19 protein-coding genes are annotated in these 22153 nt (G+C 40.6%); 14 read left to right on the top strand and 5 right to left on the bottom strand.

From position 1 onward, the window contains the following. Window positions 1–97 precede the first annotated feature (97 nt). Complete coding sequence (locus ACHCNF_RS04190) at window positions 98–1150, bottom strand: LacI family DNA-binding transcriptional regulator (RefSeq protein WP_408071536.1); 1053 nt, start codon at window positions 1148–1150, stop codon at window positions 98–100. Between the two features lie 262 nt (window positions 1151–1412). On the opposite strand from ACHCNF_RS04190, the gene ACHCNF_RS04185 reads away from it, so the two are divergent. From ACHCNF_RS04185 to ACHCNF_RS04165, 5 genes are all read left to right on the top strand, one after another. After that, window positions 1413–2336, top strand: a complete 924-nt coding sequence (locus tag ACHCNF_RS04185) for an ABC transporter permease (protein WP_408071535.1) — start codon at window positions 1413–1415, stop codon at window positions 2334–2336. Window positions 2337–2350: 14 nt separating this feature from the next. Then, window positions 2351–3265 (top strand): carbohydrate ABC transporter permease, encoded by a 915-nt coding sequence (locus ACHCNF_RS04180; protein WP_408071534.1) that lies wholly within the window; start codon window positions 2351–2353, stop codon window positions 3263–3265. A 115-nt stretch (window positions 3266–3380) separates the two neighbouring features. Beyond that, on the top strand, window positions 3381–5036 hold the full coding sequence (locus ACHCNF_RS04175; RefSeq protein WP_408071533.1) for an ABC transporter substrate-binding protein: 1656 nt from the start codon (window positions 3381–3383) through the stop codon (window positions 5034–5036). A 60-nt stretch (window positions 5037–5096) separates the two neighbouring features. Then, window positions 5097–6461, top strand: a complete 1365-nt coding sequence (locus tag ACHCNF_RS04170) for a glycoside hydrolase family protein (protein WP_408071532.1) — start codon at window positions 5097–5099, stop codon at window positions 6459–6461. A gap of 10 nt (window positions 6462–6471) precedes the next feature. Continuing rightward, the gene (locus ACHCNF_RS04165; protein WP_408071531.1) at window positions 6472–7953 is read left to right on the top strand and encodes a glycoside hydrolase family 32 protein; all 1482 of its coding nucleotides are present in this window, start codon (window positions 6472–6474) and stop codon (window positions 7951–7953) included. A 510-nt stretch (window positions 7954–8463) separates the two neighbouring features. Here ACHCNF_RS04165 and ACHCNF_RS04160 read toward each other — a convergent pair. The 3 genes from ACHCNF_RS04160 to ACHCNF_RS04150 all read right to left on the bottom strand — a co-directional run bounded on the left by ACHCNF_RS04160 (window position 8464) and on the right by ACHCNF_RS04150 (window position 11189). Further along, entirely contained in the window at window positions 8464–8901 is a 438-nt protein-coding gene (locus tag ACHCNF_RS04160; RefSeq protein WP_408071530.1) for an aspartate carbamoyltransferase regulatory subunit, read from the bottom strand. Between the two features lie 164 nt (window positions 8902–9065). Beyond that, window positions 9066–10025, bottom strand: coding sequence for an aspartate carbamoyltransferase (gene pyrB, locus ACHCNF_RS04155; RefSeq protein ID WP_408072189.1), 960 nt, complete (start codon window positions 10023–10025; stop codon window positions 9066–9068). Window positions 10026–10166: 141 nt separating this feature from the next. Continuing rightward, a complete protein-coding gene (locus tag ACHCNF_RS04150; RefSeq protein ID WP_408071529.1) occupies window positions 10167–11189 on the bottom strand; it encodes a DUF5050 domain-containing protein in 1023 nt (340 codons plus the stop codon). 158 nt (window positions 11190–11347) lie between these two features. Here ACHCNF_RS04150 and ACHCNF_RS04145 point away from each other — a divergent pair, with 158 nt between their 5' ends. The 9 genes from ACHCNF_RS04145 to ACHCNF_RS04105 all read left to right on the top strand — a co-directional run bounded on the left by ACHCNF_RS04145 (window position 11348) and on the right by ACHCNF_RS04105 (window position 21059). Then, window positions 11348–12964, top strand: a complete 1617-nt coding sequence (locus tag ACHCNF_RS04145; protein ID WP_408071528.1) for a DUF815 domain-containing protein — start codon at window positions 11348–11350, stop codon at window positions 12962–12964. A gap of 622 nt (window positions 12965–13586) precedes the next feature. Beyond that, window positions 13587–15131: a Ppx/GppA phosphatase family protein gene (locus ACHCNF_RS04140; RefSeq protein WP_408071527.1), complete on the top strand. Its 1545-nt coding sequence runs from the start codon at window positions 13587–13589 to the stop codon at window positions 15129–15131. A 141-nt stretch (window positions 15132–15272) separates the two neighbouring features. Further along, a complete protein-coding gene (locus ACHCNF_RS04135) occupies window positions 15273–17432 on the top strand; it encodes an RNA degradosome polyphosphate kinase (RefSeq protein ID WP_408071526.1) in 2160 nt (719 codons plus the stop codon). A gap of 70 nt (window positions 17433–17502) precedes the next feature. Beyond that, window positions 17503–18087 carry a Maf family protein gene (locus ACHCNF_RS04130; protein ID WP_408071525.1) on the top strand — a complete coding sequence of 195 codons (585 nt, stop codon included), beginning with the start codon at window positions 17503–17505 and terminating at the stop codon, window positions 18085–18087. Continuing rightward, window positions 18074–18235, top strand: a complete 162-nt coding sequence (locus ACHCNF_RS04125; protein WP_408071524.1) for a hypothetical protein — start codon at window positions 18074–18076, stop codon at window positions 18233–18235. The genes ACHCNF_RS04130 and ACHCNF_RS04125 overlap by 14 nt, the downstream gene beginning before the upstream one ends. A gap of 6 nt (window positions 18236–18241) precedes the next feature. Continuing rightward, on the top strand, window positions 18242–18496 hold the full coding sequence (locus tag ACHCNF_RS04120) for a glyoxalase (RefSeq protein ID WP_408071523.1): 255 nt from the start codon (window positions 18242–18244) through the stop codon (window positions 18494–18496). Between the two features lie 80 nt (window positions 18497–18576). Then, the gene (locus ACHCNF_RS04115) at window positions 18577–19008 is read left to right on the top strand and encodes a hypothetical protein (protein ID WP_408071522.1); all 432 of its coding nucleotides are present in this window, start codon (window positions 18577–18579) and stop codon (window positions 19006–19008) included. A gap of 391 nt (window positions 19009–19399) precedes the next feature. Then, window positions 19400–19954 (top strand): DUF3990 domain-containing protein, encoded by a 555-nt coding sequence (locus tag ACHCNF_RS04110; RefSeq protein ID WP_408071521.1) that lies wholly within the window; start codon window positions 19400–19402, stop codon window positions 19952–19954. Window positions 19955–19967: 13 nt separating this feature from the next. Beyond that, a complete protein-coding gene (locus ACHCNF_RS04105; protein ID WP_408071520.1) occupies window positions 19968–21059 on the top strand; it encodes a radical SAM/SPASM domain-containing protein in 1092 nt (363 codons plus the stop codon). 76 nt (window positions 21060–21135) lie between these two features. On the opposite strand, the gene ACHCNF_RS04100 is transcribed toward ACHCNF_RS04105, so the two are convergent. Next, window positions 21136–22059: a NifB/NifX family molybdenum-iron cluster-binding protein gene (locus ACHCNF_RS04100; RefSeq protein ID WP_408071519.1), complete on the bottom strand. Its 924-nt coding sequence runs from the start codon at window positions 22057–22059 to the stop codon at window positions 21136–21138. Window positions 22060–22153: the final 94 nt, after the last annotated feature.

Genomic DNA, 22153 nt, shown 5'->3' with positions numbered 1-22153 from the left:
GAAACTGCTTCGCATTTCCCGGGAGAAAACCTCCGTGAGAATGCGTAACTTGCGCGAAAGGAATATGTTGCATGCTGCGGTCATAAAAACCGAAAACTTAGATATGAGTAGATTCTCTGTAAATCAGATCGGTTTCGGTATATGTGATGCGGTAGTTTAAATCCGGCTGCGCTATTCTGGACATGACCATGTTAGCTGCAGAGTATCCGATTATCTGACTGTGTATGTGGCTGGTTGAGAGAGAAGGAGTCATTATCTTGGACTCCGGTGAGTCATCAAAGCCAAACAGCTTAATATCGGAAGGGCATTCAATACCAAGCTTTTTTAGACCATACAGCAGGTCGACAGCAACGAAATCATTGGCACATATAAACATCTCTGGCATTTCTGTCATATCTTCAAGAGCCTTAAATAAATATTCTCTGTACTCCGACCCGTGAGGATGAACCTCTGTAAGGCAATACTTATCTTCGAAAGTAAGATTGTTGATATACAGAGCCTCTCTAAATGCCATGAATCTCTCATAGAAAGAGCGGCAGTGTGTGACCTGACCGACGAAACCTATTTTGGTTATGCCCTTTTTACTCATATCATTTATTACAGTATAAATGCTGGAGAAATTATCCATTAAAAGGATATCAGCATTAAGAGGTCTCCAGTAGCTTGTTACCGGTGCATCTATCATAAGGACAGGAATTCCGATATTACAGAGCATCTCACAATAAGACTGATCAAACATTTCTATACATACTATGGCTTTAGTGTTATCTTTTCTGAATGATATAGGAATACTAAGCTCTGCAATGTTCGATTCATCAACTCTGTGCATTGTAAGACTATAGCCCAGCAGTGATATCTCATGCTGGAATTTATCAAGCATCGTTGATGCAAAGTGTGAATTGTTCAAAAAACTTCCAGAAAAGAGAGCTATTTCTCCTGCTGCCTTAGACTGTGTTATGGAAGGATTTTTGATATCAGCAACGGAACTGGCATAGGAAAACTGCTTATAGCCCATTTCTATTGCTTTCTCCAGTACCTTCTGTCTGGTAGCTTCTGCCAGAACACCGGTATTATTGATTGCTTTTGAAACTGTATTTCTGGACACTCCAAGAGCATCCGCAATATCCTGCAAGGTTACTTTAGTTGCCATGTTAATTCTCCATCTACTTTATAGGAATGATAAGGTGTCTAAATTGAATACTGACACCGGCCGATATACGAATTGTCAAATGTTATGCTTGATTTAGCATTTCTTCATTTGATTATAAAATGTAAAAGTCTAAGTGTCAAATGTAAACGAAACTTTTACAAATGTAAAAATATACTATTGACATACGTATTATGCGATGATATATTTTACACATGCAAAAGATACATTGTGCAAATGTAACATTACGCACGGGGGTAATTACATGAACGCTAAAGCGAAAAATAAAAATGAACTACACAACACGCTGGTATATATAAAGCAGCACTGGCAGCTTTATGTGTTCTTCCTTGGACCGGCTCTGGTACTTACTATTTTGTTCAGATACGTTCCGATGGGAGGAATTCTCATAGCATTCCAGAAATACAATCCTTTTAAGGGTATTCTTGGAAGCGAATGGGTAGGATTTAAGTATTTCCAGCAGTTTTTATCATCACCTGATTTCATGCAGTATCTGATCAACACCTTGAAGCTTAGTGTGTACGGACTGCTCTGGGGATTCCCGATGCCAATTATCCTGGCGCTTCTTCTTAACAGAATATCAAGCAGTAAGATTAAACAGAAGATACAGCTTGTGCTTTATATGCCGAACTTCATATCAGTTATCGTCCTTTGTGGTATGGTAAGAATCCTGCTTTCAGTTACAGGACCTTTAAACATGATGCTTGGCAAGAGCATAAACTTCCTGACAATTCCTGAGGCGTTCAGACCTATCTACATTATAAGCGGTATCTGGCAGGGAGCCGGATGGGCATCAATCATGTACACCGCGGCATTATCCAACGCCAGCAAAGAACTAAAGGAAGCAGCTCAGATAGACGGAGCAAATATCTGGCAGCAGATCAAGGCGGTTGAGTGGCCTGCAATCAAGGACATGGTAGTAATCCAGTTCATTCTTCAGGCAGGTAACATCATGAGTATCGGATTTGAAAAGGCATATGCACTTCAGTCAGATATGAACCTTGCTTCATCAGAAATTATCGCCACTTACGTTTACAAAAAAGGTCTTCTTAACGGAGATTACAGTTACTCCACAGCGGTTGGTCTTTTTAACACGATTATAAATGTAATATTGCTGATAGCAGTAAATAAAGTCGTTGAGAAATTAAACGACGGACAGGGACTATAAGGGGGACCTTTGATATGGAAAAGGCACTTAAATTAAAAAAGAGTGAATTTGCAAGAGCATCCTTCGGAGATAAACTGTTTCTCCTTGCAGGATATATATTATTGGCACTTTTTGTACTGGCAATAATCGGACCGGTTGTTTATATAATAGTAGCTTCCTTCATGGATCCGATAACCCTTCAGAATAAGGGAATAGTATTTGATCTTAGCAAATGGACATTAACAGCATATGAGAGAGTAATGACCAATCCTCAGATTTGGACAGGATTTGGCAATGCGGTTCTCTACTCAGTACTTTTCAGTGTGATTTCGGTTTTCATTACTTTGCTTTGCGCATATCCGATGTCACGTGATGATTTTAAGGGTAAAAAGATATTCAATACTATTTTCATCATAACAATGTTCTTTGGTGGCGGACTTATTCCGACATACCTTCTTATCAGTAACATTGGACTTCTGGATAGTATGTGGGCGGTTATTCTTCCCGGATCATTCAGTGTATGGAACATGATAATCGCAAGAACATATTACAAGGGTGCTCCCGGAGAACTTAGAGAAGCTGCAGATGTGGACGGAGCAAGTGAGATTACATTTTTCTTCAAAATCCTGCTTCCTGTATGTACACCTCTGATCGCGGTTTTGATTCTTTGGCAGTTCGTAGGAATGTGGAACAGCTACTTTGATGCAATGATTTACCTCAATTCTGCAAGCAAACAGCCTCTTCAGCTTGTTCTTAGAGCAATTCTTATTCAGAACGAGCCTGATCCCGGAATGATTGCTGATATGCAGAGTACAGCACAGAGAGCACAGCTTGCTGAGCTTCTCAAATATGCAACTATCATTATCTCCAGTCTTCCTTTGATAGTTATGTATCCGTTCTTCCAGAAGTACTTCGATTCAGGAATTATGGTAGGTAGTGTAAAGGGCTAAGCAGAGTATTAAGCAAGGTATTTTTTAATCCGGTGATCATGCCGGAGCAAAAAACAAGTTAATTCACCTGCAAATATGCAGGTTTGAATATGTTTCTAATGAAAAGGAGAGGACAATGAAAAAGAAAACAACAAAGTTACTGTCTACAGCGCTTGTAGTAGCAATGTCTGCAAGTGCACTCACAGGTTGTGGTAAGGGGGCTTCAACTGGCAGCGGCGCAGCAAAAGTAGATGCTGCAAACATCACTTTCCCTCTTGAGGAGAAGGTTACAATCACAGGTACAATCAGCTATCCTTCAGGTACAGAGGCTGAGCCCAACAACAGAACAATCTTCAAGAGACTTGAGGAAGAGACCAATGTACATGTTGACTGGACAGCTATTTCAAACGATCAGTGGGGAGACAAGATCCAGCTGACAATGGCTAACAAAGACATGCTCACGGATTTCATATTCAATGCAGGATTTGGCAATTCTGATCTTATCAGATACGCAGATCAGGGAGTAATCGTTCCTGTTGAAGAATATATTGATAACAACATGCCTAACCTTAAGGCAGTATTCGATAAGTATCCTGAATATCGTACAATGTGCGAGGATTCAGAGGGCCATATCTGGGCACTTCCTTGGATTGAGCAGCTTGGTTCCAATAAGACAGCAATCCAGACTGTAGGTAACAACTTTACTTATATCAATAAGAAGTGGCTTGATTTCCTTGGACTTCAGAAGCCTACAACTGTAGATGAATTTGAAGAAGTTCTTAAGGCTTTCAAGGATCACGCAGCTGAGCTTCAGGCTGAGTTTGGCATCGAGGGTGATATCATCCCTATGTCATGCATCATGAACGATCAGGATCCCAGCCTTCTTATCAACGGCTTTGGCGAGGGCTATGGTGATAACGATATAGGACAGCACATTGCTGTAACAGATGACAAGAAGGTTATCTGCACAGCTACACAGGATGGCTTTAAGTCAGGTATGCAGTGGCTCCATCAGCTCTATGATGAGGGACTTATCGATCCTGAGTGCTTCACACAGGATTGGTCAACATATGTTGCTAAGGGTAAATCTCACAGATATGGCGTATGCTTCACATGGGATGTTGCTAATATCGACAACCTTGAGGACTACGAGCCTCTTGCAGCTCTTCAGGCTGATACCAAGAACGTAACACCTATGAACGGTTCCTTTACATCAGGATTTGACCGCGGCAGATGCGTAGTTACAGCTAAGTGTGACAACCCTGCATTTGTATGTGCATGGCTTGATCGTATGTATGATCCTTTCCAGTCACCTCAGAACAACTGGGGAACATATGGCGAGGATGATGAGTTTGATATCTTCGAGCTTTCAGAGAACGACAAGGGTGAGAAGATGCTCAAGCACGCTCCTCTTGGTGATGCTTCACCTGTAGAAGTTCGTGAGGCTGAGGCAGTTGGTGGACCTCTTGCAATCCTTGATGAGTACTATGGTGTATATGTAACATGCCCTGATGATGCTCAGTATCGTCTTGACTGGATCAAGGAGTACTACACAGATGATATGCACGGCGAGTATGTATATCCTAACGTATTCATGACAGCTGATGATACAGAGAAGCTTACAACAATCCAGACAGATCTTATCAGCTACATCAACTCAAGCAGAAGTAACTTCGTAATGAACGGTCTTTCAGATGCAGATTGGGATGAGTACATCAAGCAGGTTAATGCATATGGTCTTGATGACTATCTTGCAATCTATCAGAAGTATCTTGATGAGTTCTATAAGTAATTTTAACGGCTTATAACATGAAAGGTGAGGGAGGAGATATCTCCTCCATCTTTTTAAAAGATGAAAAAGAAATCAATTGCTTTACTTGGCCTTATGATGTGCCTTGTTTCAGGATGTGCGGATAAAAAAATGGATGAATGTCTTTTCCCCAGAGCAGAAGAGAGCTACGTGGGAGATGTGATGGCGCTTTCGTCGGATGATGGCGTTTATCTTAATTACCTTTATGAAACGGATAATAACGGAGTTGGATATCATCCGCTTCATCAGTTTTATACCAAGGATTTCCTTAAGTTCAGGGATAACGGTGAAACATTAAAATTCGCAGAGAATTCAGAACTCCAGGATCTGGCAATCGGTACAGGATCCTTTATAAAAGACGACAGCGGGAAATATCACTGCTTTTACACAGGTCATAATGACTACTATGATGTCTACGGACTTGATAAAGAATGTGTGATGCACGCCACAAGTAAAGACAATAAGAAGTATGAAAAGAACTATGAAGAAATAATTCATGCTCCTAACGGGTACAGCACCACGGATTTTAGAGATCCGCAGGTATATCATACGGATGATGGCTACATCATGCTGGTCGGTGCAAGGAAGGAAGCAGAACAAGAGAGTGCGATTATTTATTATGAATCGCAGGATCTTTCAAATTGGACTTTCAAAGGAGATTTTTACACAAGTAAAGAGCTTTATTTCATGGAATGTCCGGATGTATTTAAACTTGGAGAAAAATATTATCTCGTATTTAGCTGGAATAATGTTGTTTATTATCGCATGGCAGACAGCTTCTTTGGACCATGGGAGAAGCCGGAAATCGATACCTTTGACGGCAATGGTTTTTATGCTGCCAAGACCTGTGAATATAAAGATAAAAGGTACCTTATAGGTTTCCTTGACAGAAAAAAGAGAGAGAACGACAGCCTGGGTTACACATGGGCGGGAAGCGTTCTTGTTTATGAACTTAGGCAGTTACAGGATGGCACGCTTGGGGTGTGCATGCCTGAACAATATAATGGGTATTTTGACAAGGAGCTTAAGTCTTTGTCAGCAGAAGATGAAAGTATGGATTTGGGAAAAGTACCTGAGACCTGTCATTTGAGCTTTGAGCTTACGATGCAGGAAGGCGGGGCTTGCAGCCTTGATTTTTCAAATCCTGATAGTGGGGAAGAATATAAGATTTCTATCGATAATGAAAAGGATATCATATCCTACAATGCATTTCCTAATTTTCAGCCGGTGAAGCTGGAGACAGGAGAAAAGTATCAGATAGATGTTGTTATAGAAAAGGACATAGTTGTTGTCTATGCAGGCGGTGTTAAGGCACTGTCAAACCGCATATATTCAGCAGTCGGAGGAGACTGGAAACTGAATATACAAGGAGCGGAAGCAAAAAATGTAAAGATTTATGGCAAATGAGGAATTAGTAATGAGTGATAAACTGACAAAAGCAAGAGAATATGAAGTAAAAAAAGAAGCGATGATACCTGAGGAGCAAAGACCTCTTTTTCATCTTACTCCCAGATGCGGATGGATGAATGATCCTAACGGATTTAGTAAGTACAATGGAAAGTATCATCTTTTCTATCAGTATTACCCCTATGAGACAGTATGGGGACCTATGCACTGGGGACATGCTGAAAGTAAGGATCTTATTACATGGGAATATCTTCCCTGCGCTATGGCGCCCGATGGAGAGGCTGACAACTTTGGATGCTTCTCAGGAAGTGCCATTGAAATGGAAGATGGCAGGCAGCTTCTTGTTTACACAGGAGTTCGCAAAGAAGAGGAAGAGGATGGGATCGTTCGCGAGTACCAGACTCAGTGCATAGCAATAGGTGACGGTGTTAATTATGAAAAGTATGAGAACAACCCTGTAATCGGTGCAGATAGTCTTCCCAAAGGTGCTGGAAAATTTGATTTCAGAGATCCTAAGGTCTGGAAGGAGAACGGAAAATATTACATGGTAGTTGGCAATAAAACTGAGGATAAGGATGGGCAGATCCTTCAGTATGTCAGCGACGATGGGATTCACTGGAACTATGATAAGCTTGTTATAAAAAACAATCATAGATTTGGTGTTATGTGGGAATGCCCTGATTATTTTGAACTTGATGGTAAACAGGTCCTGCTTACAAGCCCTCAGGATATGCTTCCGGAGGAATTGGAATTCCACAACGGAAACGGTACACTATGTGTTATCGGCGAGCTTAATAAAGACGGAGATTTCTGTGAGGAAAACTGTCAGGCTATTGATTATGGAATCGATTTTTATGCACCTCAGACCGTTCTTGCAGATGATGGCAGAAGACTTATGATCGGTTGGATGCAGAACTGGGATACCTGTGGTATCAGACGTGATGACTTCCCATGGTTTGGACAGATGAGCTTCCCGAGAGAAATCAGTCTTCACAATAATAAGCTTATTCAGAAGCCCGCAAGAGAGATTGCAGATTATTACGGAAAGAGAATAAGCAGACAGAATGTCCTTATATCCGATAGTGCGTCACTGTCCAGCATAGAGGGCAGATGCATCGATATGACAGTTAATGTCAGAAGTTCAGAAAGAACGCTGTCCTACAATAAGTTTGAGATTCGCTTTGCAGACAATGGTAAAGCATATTCCACCATAGAGTATGATCCTGTTGAGAATATTGTTAAAATTGACAGGAAGCACTCAGGAAGCAGAAGAGCAATCGTTCATCAGCGCAGATGCAAGGTAGCAAACAATAAAGGAGAGATTACATTAAGACTGATCCTCGACAGATATAGTATGGAGCTTTTCATAAATGATGGTGAGCAGGTTATGTCCATGGGAGTATTTACTGATGTAAAGGCTGAGGGAATCAGCTTTAAGGCAAACGGTGAGGTACTGATGGATGTTACCATGCACGAATTAGAGAAGAAATAAAATAGGTTTTTTTGTTTCCCCCTTGAATTTGTTATAATACCCCTTGTGTGTAGGGGAAATAAACAATGTATATCCCGGCGGTTTAACTGCTGATTATACAGAGAGTCAGCTTCAGGACTGGATAAAAAAAATAATATTACAAACTATGAGCAGACAAAAAGCACCGGAAACTACACGATTTATTTTGATCAGCCCGGCAATGATAACAAGAAGGGCTCCGGAGAATATGACATATTCATAGAGGACGGAAAGATATCATTCATGCATTTTAGAAATTATGGATGGCTCAGGAACTGATAGAAAATATCCTGATTTTAAAGGGTCTGTTGTATTAGATGAAAATCTAATGTGACAGACCCTTTTTTGTATCATAGGAAATTGCTTCCCTATGATACAAAAACGCTCCGCGAGGATGCGCACTCGCGCGAAAGGAATATGTTGCATTCTGCAACCGCGCTCGGCGCGAGAATGTCGCAAGCGACATTCTTTTTTATAATGCTGTACTACTGATTATTTACCGGAGTTTTCACTGTATTTCTCATCACAGTATTTGCAGCGGTAAACCTCTTTTTCTTCATCGGCAAGATAGAAGATGTGCGGAAGTCCCTGCTCAATTGAGGATATGCAGCGGGGATTGTGGCATTTGATAACGTTTTTTATCTCGTGAGGAAGGAAGAGAGCTCTTTTTTCAACTATTTCCCCTGCCTTTATTACATTTACGGTGATGTTGTGGTCGATAAAGGCAAGGACATCCAGGTCAAGTGTATCAATGTCGCATTCCACTTTTAGTATATCTTTTTTGCCCATTACATTACTTCTTGCATTTTTTATTATGGCCACGGTGCAGTCGAGCTTATCAAGTCCGAGGTGATGATATATCTGCATGCTGCGTCCGGCCTTTATATGATCCAGCACAAAGCCTTCTTCGATTTTTCCTACGTTAAGCATAAGGATTCCTTTCTTAAATATAATTCCGAAAATGACATGATGATTGAATCGGTATAGTCGTTTTTTTGTGTCAAATGATTAAATCGCCATAATCAGGTTTAATAACAAAAGATTAAATCGGTATAGCTGATTTCTACATCAAATGGTCAAAGTGCAATTTAGTCTTAGGTCCATTTTCTCAGAAGACCATGATTCATATGAGCATCAGTCTTATCAAGCAATGTTAAAATAAGCGCCATTCTTACATATAAGCCATACTGAACCTGTTTGAAATAAGCAGCTCTGGGATCGTTGTCCACCTCGACAGCAATCTCATTAACCCTTGGAAGCGGGTGAAGTATATGCATGTCTTTTTTGGCAAGCTGCATCTTTTCCTCATTTAAGATATAAAAATCACGAAGGCGGATATAATCTTCTTCATTGAAGAAACGCTCCTTCTGAACTCTGGTCATGTAGAGCAGGTCGAGCCTTGGCATTACATCCTCAAGCTTGATAACTTCCTCGTAGGTTATGTTGTTTTCTTTAAGAAGGTCAGTGATGTAATCAGGTACGCGGAGCTCATTGGGTGATATGAAAATGAAATGGATATCTTTATAACGGACCAGAGCATTTATTAGAGAATGAACGGTTCTGCCAAATTTGAGATCACCGCAAAGACCAATGGTAAAACCACCAAGAGATCCATGCAAAGAACGAATGGTGAGAAGATCTGTAAGAGTCTGAGTTGGGTGGTGATGTCCGCCATCACCTGCATTGATAACCGGGATAATAGAATTCGCCGCTGCTACCATAGGAGCACCTTCTTTGGGGTGGCGCATTGCACAGATATCAGCAAAACTGGAAATAACACGGATAGTATCGGCGACACTTTCGCCTTTAGAAACGGATGAACTGGAAGCATCGGCAAAACCGATAATCTGTCCGCCAAGTCTTAGCATAGCGGTCTCAAAACTTAGTCTTGTTCGGGTACTTGGTTCGTAGAAACAGGTTGCGAGGATATTACCATCGCACTTGTGAGCGTAGCTGCTCATGTTCCTTTCAATGTCTGCTGCTGTGTCAAAAAGCTGATCGAGCTCTTCTACAGAGAAATCGAGAGGACGCATCATGTGTCTTAGATTATTCATCATAGATTCTGCACTCCCATATATAATTAAATGAACTTTTTTCTTTATCAATTATATATGTTTGAAGCACTTTGTCCATATACTTTTTGCATGAAAAAAGACTTCGAAAGAGGATGGTTTTCTTCGAAGTCTTTGGTGTAATTATCTTGAAGGATTGAAGGTGCTCAAAGGAGCCGAACCGTCAATTGGTATGTGATACATCACGTTTTCAACTCCAAAAGCTTTAAAGTACAGATACTTTGAAGTAAGGCTTAGCCCATGGAAAATACCTTCTGCTATAACTGTGTTACCGGAGCCGTCAAGCTTCATAACTCTAAGTGTCTGATTACCGGCTTCTGATGTGGAATAGAAGATATTGAATTCGTTCATATTGTAATAATCAACCCTGGAATTGGTAAGTACTTCGTTACTACCGGAGACCAGATTGGCACGGCAAAGCCTATAGTGGTGGGCTGCATCAATATAATAAACGTAGTCGCCCTGAATAATAGGCTGCCATATATTTCCGCTAAGAACAATTGAAGCGGCATTTTCTGACAATGTATCCATCATGTGAAGGTCATGATCAAGATCAACACCGGAATAATAAATTTTGGAATTTGCAGCACAGGAGGGATCTATCAATTCTGAAGTGACTGTATCTTGTTTTTCGCCATCAATTCTAATTTTGTTCAGACCGGTTTTGCTTCCTGTGGTAACCGTATAATACAGATTACTCCCTACGAGCTGAATGGATGAAATCATCTCGCGGTCCAGAAGCTTTTGTTTGTCACCATTTGTCTGACTTCTGTATAGTCCGTAAAATGTTGATACTCTTCCCAGACCTTTAAGGTCGCTGGAAGCATTACTTTCTGTGGTATCCATGTAGTAGTATACGTATTTTCCGTGACCAACAAGATTCCTTACAGCCATCATTGTGAGGTTTTTAAGATCAGTCTCATCGGGATTCATAGAATAGAGTGCACCACTATCCAAAGGATTTGAAAAGTATACTTTTCCGTCCATTTCAAGTACAAGACCGCCATTGTAGAGATTACCTGCATTATTGCCGATAGCTGTCTCATCATTAAGTGGCACTTGATTCCTTAGGAAATAGATTAAAACAAATATCGTTACAAAAATAATAGCGACTGAAAAGCCGATAATAACACGTTTATTATCCATAAAATTCCACCTTGACTTGAAAGTAAAATTTTGAAAAACTTATGTGCTTTAGTTAAGTATATCACGGTTTTTGGCTATAATACTATTAACTTTCCGTTAATTTGGTGTGGTTTTATGGTACAATCAAATATATATTTTATGCATGGAGAACTAAGTATATGGATTTGAATGAACTTCGCAGTAATATTGATGAAATAGACTCTGAGCTTATTAAGCTCTTTGAAAAAAGAATGAAGGTCAGCGAACAGGTAGCTGAATATAAGATAAATGCAGGAAAAAGTGTTTTTGACAAAGCACGTGAAAATCAAAAAATAGAATCCTTCAAGGCTCTTGCCCAGAATGCGGATAACAAAGATGCTGCCGGCGAGTTTATTGAGAAAATCATGGAGATAAGCAGAAAACGCCAGTATGATAAGCTTATGGAAAATGGAACTCTTGATAATGGCAGGGACGCTGATCCACTGTTTTCAGGTTTTGTTATTGATAATTCTCTTATCCTATATAGAAATGCCACAAAGGAACAGACCTTTTTAAGGGATACACTGGTTATTCTTTCAGATAAGAATTCCGCGGATGCTGTTTACTCAATTGCAGAGCAGGAAGAACTTGTTCATAAGTGCATGAATATCCTTATAAATGAATCCGCAAGACGCGGCTTTTATGGGAACCTTTGGCATTCCTTCCTTGCGCTTTTATTGGTATCTGATGAAAATGCTTACAGCATGTCAGATGAGATGCGAGGTGACTCTAACGGTTCTATGAGAGAGATTGCGCTTCATGATCTTGCGCGTTTCAAGAGATGGTTTGATCTAGACTTTTCAGAGATGACTAAGAGACTTGGGACTCCTGAGTTTACAGCACTACTTGATTTTAAGGTACAAACCCTTGACAGTAAGGTTTTTAATACGAGAGTAAGAGACAGAATCTGTGAACTTGCAAAGACGCTGTCGGAGTGTAAAAATGCAGAGGCTATGCAGGATGAGCTTTCACTTTTCTATAAACAGTATGGAGTTGGCAAATTCGGACTTCATAAGGCGTTTAGAGTAAGACATGAGGAGCCTGTAGCCGCAATTGAACCCATCAGAAACATAAAGCATGTTAAGCTGTCAGACCTGGTAGGATATGAGATTGCCAAACAGAAGCTTGTTGATAATACAGAAGCTTTTGTTTCAGGGAAAAAGGCGAACAACTGTCTTCTCTACGGAGATGCCGGAACCGGAAAGTCCTCCTGCATAAAGGCCATAGCCAACGAATATTTTGACAAGGGACTAAGAATAATAGAGGTGTATAAGCACCAGTTTAAGGATTTGAATGATGTAATTGCGCAGATAAAAGGACGTAATTACAAGTTTATTATATACATGGATGACCTTAGCTTTGAAGAATTTGAAACTGATTATAAATATCTAAAAGCTGTCATAGAAGGCGGCCTTGAGAAAAAACCCGAGAATGTGCTTATCTACGCTACCTCCAACAGAAGGCATCTTATAAGGGAGAGCTTTAAGGATAAGCCGGCTGTTCTAGATGATGATCTCCATAGAAATGATACTGTTCAGGAGAAGCTCTCTCTGTCCAATCGTTTTGGCGTTACCATCTACTTTGGAGCTCCTGAGATGAAGGAATATGACGAAATAGTACGCGTTCTTGCTGCCAGAAACGGACTTAATATGCCTGAGGAAGAACTTATCGCAGAAGCGCGAAAATGGGAGATGAATCACGGCGGGCTCTCCGGGCGTACCGCTCAGCAATTTATTGACTACCTGCTCGGAAAATAACATGTGGTGTGGAATATTTACGAGTGAAACTACTTTTTTATAAATATGCAGATATCGAGCTTAGGTGCTTCATAAGCATGAATGGTTTCGCGGATAGCCTGTGATAGCCTTCTTTCTGCTACCAATGCCGGAAGCTGGCATAGTAGCAGAGGCTTTTAACTAGATTGTTCTGCTACTATCGTGGAAGCCTTGAATAGTAGCAGAATTGAAGAGCTATAATGTTCTGCTACTATCGTGGAGGCCTTGAATAGTAGCAGAATGGAAGAGCTATAATGTTCTGCTACTATCGTGGAAGCTTTGAATAGTAGCAGAATTGAAGAACTATAATGTTCTGCTACTATCGTGGAAGTCTCGAATGGTAGCAGAATGGAAGAGCTATAATGTTCTGCTACTATCGTGGACACCTCAAATAGTAGCAGAAATAATATGACTGCATTAGTGATTTGCACAAGTTTATATGAACTATGAATGGTAATATGAGAAACAACTGAACGGATGAATTGTTAATTGCTAAAAAACAGGCGTTCATATATTGTAGGCTTTCAGCCGGTTATATGCGAAGCATAATGAGGCTGAAAAATTCACATATCTATAAGGAGCGTCATCCCACAGGAGGAAAAACATGGCGATGGACATTTTTGCTGCAGTAGATTTGGGGTCTTATGCCCTCGAAATGAAAATCTATGAAATGTCGCAAAAAAAAGGTGTTAAAGAGATTGATCATGTAAGCCACAAAATCGATCTCGGAACAGAGACCTATGCGACAGGCCAGATATCGGCTGCCCACATGGATGAGCTCATAAGAATCCTCATTGATTATAACAAGATCATGGAGAGCTATGGTGTCTCACGTTATCAGGCTTATGGTACCAGCGCAATGCGTGAGACCAGAGACATAGATACCGTGCTGGAGCTATTGAGACAGCGAACCGGTCTTGAAATCGACATTCTAAGTAATTCAGAACAGCGTTTTTTGGACTACAAATCAGTAGCGCTGAATAACGAACGGTTTTTTAAGTTTCTGGAAAAACCAACTGCTATTGTTGATGTCGGAGGCGGCAGTATTCAGATTTCACTTTTTGACAATGATACTCTTGTGACCACGCAGCAGCTTCGACTTGGGGTACTGAGGCTTTATTCCACGATGCAGCAGATACAGCCGGGGCACAGTAAATATCCAATGCTTGTTCAGGAGCTTGTTGAATCACAGCTGAAGGTTTTTGCAAAAATGCATCTGAAGGACAGAAAGGTAGAGAATGTAATTCTTCTTGATGATTATGTATCACCTGTTCTTCAAAGAATAAATCTTGGCATGGAGGAAAAGGGGTATGCATCTGCAAAAGAATTCCAGAGTTATATAAGTGGTCTTGCAGGGAAATCTCTTCAGGATATCTCCAAAAAGCTTGGACTTGCTCAGGACAACATAATGCTGATGTATGTGTCGGGACTACTTGTCAGTAACATACTTACAACTCTTGATGCTGAGACAATCTGGGCGCCCGGTGGTACTCTATGTGATGGTATAGCCTTCGAATATGCCGAAAGGAAAAAGTTTATTAAGAGCTCCCACGATTTTGAACAGGATATTGTGGCTTGTGCACAGAATATATCGAGACGTTACATGGGCAGTAAGAGCAGAAGTGAAACTCTTCAAACAATAGCACTCAATATTTTTGACAGCATGAAGAAAATACACGGACTTGGAAAAAGAGAACGTCTGTTATTACAAATATGTACTATTCTTCATGACTGCGGAAAATATATAAGCATGGTTAACCTGGGGGACTGCTCGTACAATATTATAATGTCAACCGAAATCATAGGGCTTTCTCATCTTGAGAGATCCATAGTTGCCAATGTTGTAAGGTTTAATCATGACGAATTTGAATACTTCAAGGCAGGCGGATACAGGTTTCACGGAATTGACCATGATGCTTACCTTGTTATAACCAAGCTGACAGCTATTCTCAGGATTGCCAATGGCCTTGACAGAACTCATAAGCAGAAATTCAAGGATGTAAAGGTTACTGTAAAAGATAAAGAACTTGAGATAACAGTCGATACTATGGCAGATATTTCTCTTGAAAGGGGACTCTTTGGTTACAGGGGAAGTTTCTTTGAGCAGGTCTACGGCATTAAGCCGGTTATAAGACAGAAACGATTCTGATTTTTTTCGTATTGGACCGGGATTTCTAAAAGCGAGGGGGATTCCTTATGACGCTTTTAAAAGCAGGATTCTTGAACGCATTTTTCGATTTACTTTCAAGAAATCATACTCGGAAAAATATCTTCAAAATGGGGGACAGATATGGCAACTAAAAAGAAAAATCAAAATGGACAAAATAGTATAAATTTCTACTATGATGGATATTATATAAATCGAGAGCTTAGCTGGCTTCAATTTAATAGCAGGTGTTTGTCTGAGGCTAAGGACAAAGCTACTCCACTTTTTGAAAAGATGAAGTTTCTTAGTATAACAGCCAGTAACCTGGATGAGTTTTTCATGGTTCGTGTAGCATCTCTTAAGGACATGATCAATGCCGGCTATAAAAAGCCGGACATAGCAGGAATGTCTCCAAAGGAGCAGCTCGAGAAGGTAACTGAGGTTGTTCATGAGTTTGAAAATGAGCAGTACAAGGTTTACAATCGACTGTTATTGCCGGAGCTTGGTGAAAATGGTATTGAAGTGGTAAGGGATTATGACGCTCTTAACGTCGAGGAAGCCGACTATATCGATCGTTATTTTGATGATTTTGTATATCCTGTTCTTACCCCGATGGCAGTTGATTCATCGAGACCGTTTCCTCTTATTCGCAACAAAACCTTGAACATAGGAGCGCTGGTTAAGGGTAAGGACAATGATGAGATGGAGTTTGCCATGGTTCAGGTTCCGTCCGTTCTTCCCAGAATAATGGAGATTCCTGAAAATAGCGGAGTCAGGAAAATTATGCTTCTTGAGCAGATTATTCAGAGAAATATTCGTAAGCTGTTTCTTAATTATGATATTGTGTGTTGCTATCCGTTCAGAGTTGGACGTAATGCCGATTTATCTATCGATGAGGATGAGGCTGAGGATCTTCTTAAAGAGATTGAAAAACAGTTAAAGCGAAGACAGTGGGGACAAGCCATACGACTTGAGGTTGAAAAAGGCTTCGACAAACGTCTTTTAAAAATACTTGTTGATGAACTTAAGGTTGATCAGGGCGAAATATACACTGTCGACGGACCTTTGGATCTTACTTTCCTCATGAAAATGTATGGAATAGAAGGTTTTGATTATCTTAAAGAGCACGGTTACAATTCACCGGCACCGGTTCCCGAGCTTCCGCTTGATCGTGATATTTTTGAATGTATAAGAGAGGGTGATATTTTGATGCATCACCCTTATGAGAGCTTTGATCCTGTTGTCAGATTTGTCGAGACTGCAGCCATGGATCCTGCTGTACTTGCCATAAAACAGACTCTATATCGCGTGAGCGGTAATTCACCGATTATTGCAGCCCTTGCAAAGGCAGCAGACAATGGCAAGCAGGTTTCTGTTCTTGTTGAGCTGAAGGCTCGTTTTGATGAAGAAAATAATATAGTATGGGCAAAGATGCTTGAGAAAGCCGGATGTCACGTTATTTACGGACTAAAAGGATTGAAAACCCATAGTAAAATAACGCTTGTTGTCAGAAAAGAGGAAGATGGTATCAGGCGTTATGTTCACCTTGCAACAGGTAACTACAACGACTCAACGGCAAAGCTTTATACTGATGTGGGAATGTTTACGTGTGCTGAAGCCTATGGTGAGGATGCAACTGCTGTATTTAACATGCTTTCAGGATATTCAGAGCCGGTAGTATGGAACAAACTCACAATTGCTCCCCTGTGGCTTAAGGACAGAATACTTGACCTTATAAAAAGGGAAGCAGATCATGCAAGAAACGGAGAACCTGCGCACATTATTGCCAAGATGAATTCGATTTGCCATAAGGATGTTATAGCAGCTCTATATGAGGCAAGCAGCGTAGGTGTAAAAATCGATCTTATCGTAAGAGGAATTTGTTGCCTTAGAACCGGAATCCCCGGGGTAAGCGAGAACATTACTGTCAGGTCAATTGTTGGTAACTTCCTGGAGCACAGCAGAATTTTCTATTTTGAAAATGGTGGAAGTCCTGAGTACTATGCTTCAAGCGCTGACTGGATGCCCAGAAACCTGGAGCGAAGAGTTGAGATAATGTTCCCTGTTGAGAACCCAAAGCTTCGTAAAAAGCTGTGGCATATACTTGACAGTGAACTTCATGATAATGTCAAAGCTCATCTTATGAATAAAAACGGTGAGTATGTAAAAATAACTAAGAGAGGCGCGGAAGCGCTTAACTCTCAGAAGCTTTTTGGAAAAGAAGCTACCTTAAGCAGTAAGCCAAAAGACATTGCAGAGAGCAGAGTATTCGAGCCTGAGTATAGGGACGATCATGGATTGTGATGTGATGCTTCTTTGGGAATGAACAAGAATTAGATTTTAATATTATATAAGAGATTTAGGATTTAATAATATGCGATATGTATTGGCATCAGGATCTCCCAGAAGAAAAGAGTTGCTTGGGAGCCTTGGAATTAACTTTGAAATAATACCAGCTGAAGGGGAGGAAATTATCACAAGTGATGTGCCATCTGAAGTGGTTACATCACTTTCACAGCAAAAGGCTAAAGAGATTTTTCATAAACTTTTTACAGATAATAAAGATACGCTCGTTGTAATTGGTTCAGATACCGTTGTATCATATAAAGAGAAAATCCTTGGTAAGCCTATAGATCGCGAAGATGCTAAGAGGATGATCGAGAGTATTCAGGGTGATATTCATGAGGTATATACCGGAGTTACTCTTATGTATACAGATGAAGGAGAGCCAAAAGAGTTCACATTTTATGAGTGTACCAAGGTCAGAGTTTTTGCGATGACTGAGGCGGAGGTTCAGGACTATCTTGATACGGATGAACCATATGATAAAGCTGGAGCTTATGGCATTCAGGGCATCTTCGGTAAGTATGTGGCAGGCATTGACGGTGATTATAACTGTGTAGTAGGGCTGCCTGTTGCAAGGCTTTATCAGGAGATGAAGAGACTTGGGCTTATATGAAAAATTGCTTTTTGATGAAAAATTGCTTGGAATTTCATTAGCCTGGGAGTATACTGAATTTCCGGATGTGATAGTAATGGCTTTATGGCCTTACGCAATATTATATTTAAACGCATGTTTAACGGGTTTGTTGCATGCGGGAAAGTGAGTTTTTATGCACGAGTATGACGATGCCGTACTGAATTGCTTTTTGGAGAATCAGGGACAGCTTTTTTCTGAACCTGTGGCCGAGAGCCCTGAGGAGGCTGAAGCATTCCTGGAAGATTGCATGGCTGTAGTTGTGGAATCTCCTGAGGAGGTTGAAGAGTATTTTGAGGAAGCGGGACTTGATCCGGGAGACGGTGATGTTATGGAAGCATCTGAAGTATTTGACGTCGGTGATGGAAGATACCTTATTGTGGAAGGCTGAACATTTTTTAACGATACTGATTGGCGATACTTCTTTGTAAGAGGTTGCACCTATATTAACGGATGAGAGTGTAAAAGCCTATGAAATTTAAATACTGTAGAATTCAAGGAAAAGAATTGGCTGCAAACACAAGAGTCGGTAAAGGCATCTTTGGCATGCTGAATCAGATGGTTACAGATGGTGTTATGGAAGAGGAGGACGTCGGACTTTTTTCAGAGATTGATGCCTGGTTTGCTGAGGAACTGCCATGGCCTCCGCCTTGCAAGAGACAGGAAAAGGTAATCTGTTATTTTAAAACAGAAAATTCAGAATTGATGATGAAGATGATCAATCCCCTCTTGTGGCTCCTTGAACGCTACAAGCATCCATACTATGTTGTCTATACCAATTTTCCGGGAGAGATAGTATATGAGGATGAGTATCAGATTACAGTGAAAGTTGATGAAAATGTAGTCATTGAGGATGTCCAGACAGAATGGCTTCACAGCGATATTACTAAATCGGAAAACTGAAGAATAAGAAGTTTATTATAGCAAGCGGCAGAGGAGTTTTTTCCAAAACCGCTTGCTTTTTTATAGCATAGGAAATTGCTTTCCTATGCTATAAAAAACACTCCGTGAGGATGCGCACTACTGTGCATGACATTTCACTAGGCTCGAAAAAACCTCGCCAAGTGATCTGCACATCGCGCGAAAGGAATATGTTGCATGCTGCAACCGCGCTCGGCGCGAGAATGTCGCAAGCGACATTCTTTTCTTGTATTCAAGGTGCCATTTCCTGTCGTGCTTCTTTCGGATTTCTAAAAAATTACAAAATAAATAAAGATTGCAGACAATATAATTGCAATAAACCTTAAATGTGCTATAATTATCCTGTCACATATCAAATGCAAATGGTGAACATATGATGAAGGTATTTCACGCTGGGTATGATATTATTTCTACTCCTGATATTCATAGGGGACGTAAAAATGCAGATTTTGGCCAAGGCTTCTATCTGTCTGACAGCTATGAGTTTTCAAGCAGGTGGGTTAGACAAAAAAATGGCATGGATATTATTGTCAATATGTATGAGCTTGACGAAGAAGACCTTGTGATCAAACGATTTGACCGTGACCGCGAATGGTTTAGCTACGTATTTTCAAATCGAAGAGCGATGCCTGATTCATTTGAAGGGACGGACATGATCATAGGACCTATTGCAAATGATACAATCTACAACACCATGGGCATGATTACAAGTGGCTATCTGTCTGATGATGAGGCAGTGGAACTACTTTGTGTGGGACCTCTCTATCGTCAGATTGTTCTAAAAACGCAAAATGCAGCAGATCACCTTAAGTTTATTTCATACGAAAAATTGTCCGGAGATTCAATAGAACTGAACTCTAAAATATTAAGGGATGAAGAGGAGAAATATCTTAAGCTGTTTGCAGAGGCAATGCAGAGATTTTTATAAGAAGGAACGAAAAATGGCAAAAGAGTTTGATATTCAGGAGTACATGACAAAAGGAGTAGAGCGAGTTGTTACAGATGCTCTAAGGGCTACACTTAAGAATCCCAAGGAAAGTGCATACATGGCTAAATTTGCACTTGCAAGTAAGAATGCTTCCGGTAAAAGAGCGAAGCTTGAGAAACAAGGTGAGCATATACCTCCTTTTTTGATAGCAAGTATTACAAGCAACTGCAATCTTCATTGTGCAGGCTGCTATTCAAGATGTAACAGTGCAACTGAGGATTCAGAGCCTGTAGATCAGCTATCGGATGAGGATTGGATGAATGTTTTCGAAGAGGCAGATGATTTAGGAGTAAGCTTTATTTTGCTGGCAGGTGGCGAACCACTTTTAAGAAAAGGTGTCATCGACGCTGCGGCTAAAAAGCCTTCAATTCTTTTTCCGATTTTCACTAATGGCACCTTCATGACAGAGAAGTATTTCAATGCTTTTGATAAGAGTAGAAACCTTGTGCCTATTATGAGTATAGAAGGTGGCAAAGAAGCGACAGATAACAGGCGTGGACAAGGCGTGTATGATAAACTTATCTCCAATATGGATGCGCTTAAGGAAAAGGGCATAATTTTCGGAGCTTCAATAACCGTAACTACTGAAAACATTAAAGAAGTCTCATCCGAGAGCTTCATTAGCATGTTATCTGAAAAAGGCTGTAAAGCAGTCATCTTCGTTGAGTTTGTGCCTGTATCTGAGGGCTCAGAGTATCTTGCTCCCGGAGATGATGACAGAGAATACCTAAAAGCTGAAATAATGCGACTAAGAAGAGAGCACGAAGAGATGGTATTTGTATCATTCCCCGGTGATGAGAAAAGTTCAGGAGGATGTATCGCAGCAGGAAGAGGCTTTTTCCATATAAATTCGCATGGAGGAGCAGAGCCTTGCCCGTTTTCACCTTATTCTGATATCAATGTAAAAGAAACATCACTAAGAGACGCCATGAAGTCCAAACTTTTTAGAGGATTACAGACAAGCGGAGCACTTCTGGATGATCATGAAGGTGGATGTGTTCTCTATGAAAAGAGAGAGCAGGTAGAACTTCTTTTAAATAGCTAATAAAAAAATGTGGCCACATCTGTGACCACATTTTTTTATTGATGACTTATGACATAATATTTTTGATTTATCTTTTTTATTTTATGGCAACAAGCTCAATCTTGAAATTCAGCGCTTTTCCTGCCATCTCGTGATTAGCATCAAGTGTTATTGTGCTGTCGGTCTTGTCAGTTACTACAACAGGGAAAGGTCTTCCATACATATCCTGAAGGTATACCTGCTGACCTACGGTAAGATCTTCAGACCCCGGAAGCTCTGATATTTCTGTTGTGAAAACTGCCTCAGGATCCCTTTCACCATAAGCTTCTTCGGGCTCAAGATGAATTTCCAAAGTCTCGCCTTCATCCATATTTGCCACTGCAGCATCGAAGCCGTGAATCATCATACCTGCACCGCATATGAATTCAAGCGGCTCGCCTCTGTCATATGAAGAATCAAACTGCGTTCCATCATCTAAGGTACCTATATAATGAGTTTTGCAGATTTTACCGACATTTTTTCCTTCTATTGCAGGAGCAGAGGAGTGACAGCCAGAACATCCGGCACATCCACCTTCATGATCTCCGCAGCTGCCGCATGAGTCGTCATCACCGCAGCTGCCACAGCCTTCATCGCTGCCGCATGAAGCTTCAGCATCGTCATGGTGATCTCCGCAGGTATGACCTTCACCATGATGGTCACAGTTTACACCTGTGCTCTCAAGCTCGCCTTTAAGATACTTTTCTACTGCTTCATCAGCGTTGCCAGAAGCACCGGCACATACTTCGATTCCATTATCTGTGAGAGCAGTCATGGCACCACCGCCGATGCCACCACAGATGAGTACATCTACCTCTTCGCCTGAAAGAACGCCAGCAAGTGCTCCGTGCCCCTGCCCGTTAGAGCTGATAACTTCAGAATTAACAACCTTTCCGTCATTAACTTCATATATCTTAAACTGTTCCGAGTGTCCAAAATGCTGGAAAATATCACCATTTTCATAAGTTACTGCAATTTTCATTAGTTAATCCTTTCTTTACGTCTGTAATAAACATCAAAAAACGGACTCTGTTTGATATAGCAGCACAGTCCGTATGTTTGACATACAATTAGTT

This window comes from Butyrivibrio sp. NATIVEDY162 (assembly GCF_045999815.1).
GTDB lineage: Bacteria > Bacillota > Clostridia > Lachnospirales > Lachnospiraceae > Butyrivibrio.
This window is presented reverse-complemented; position numbering and strand designations above follow the sequence as displayed.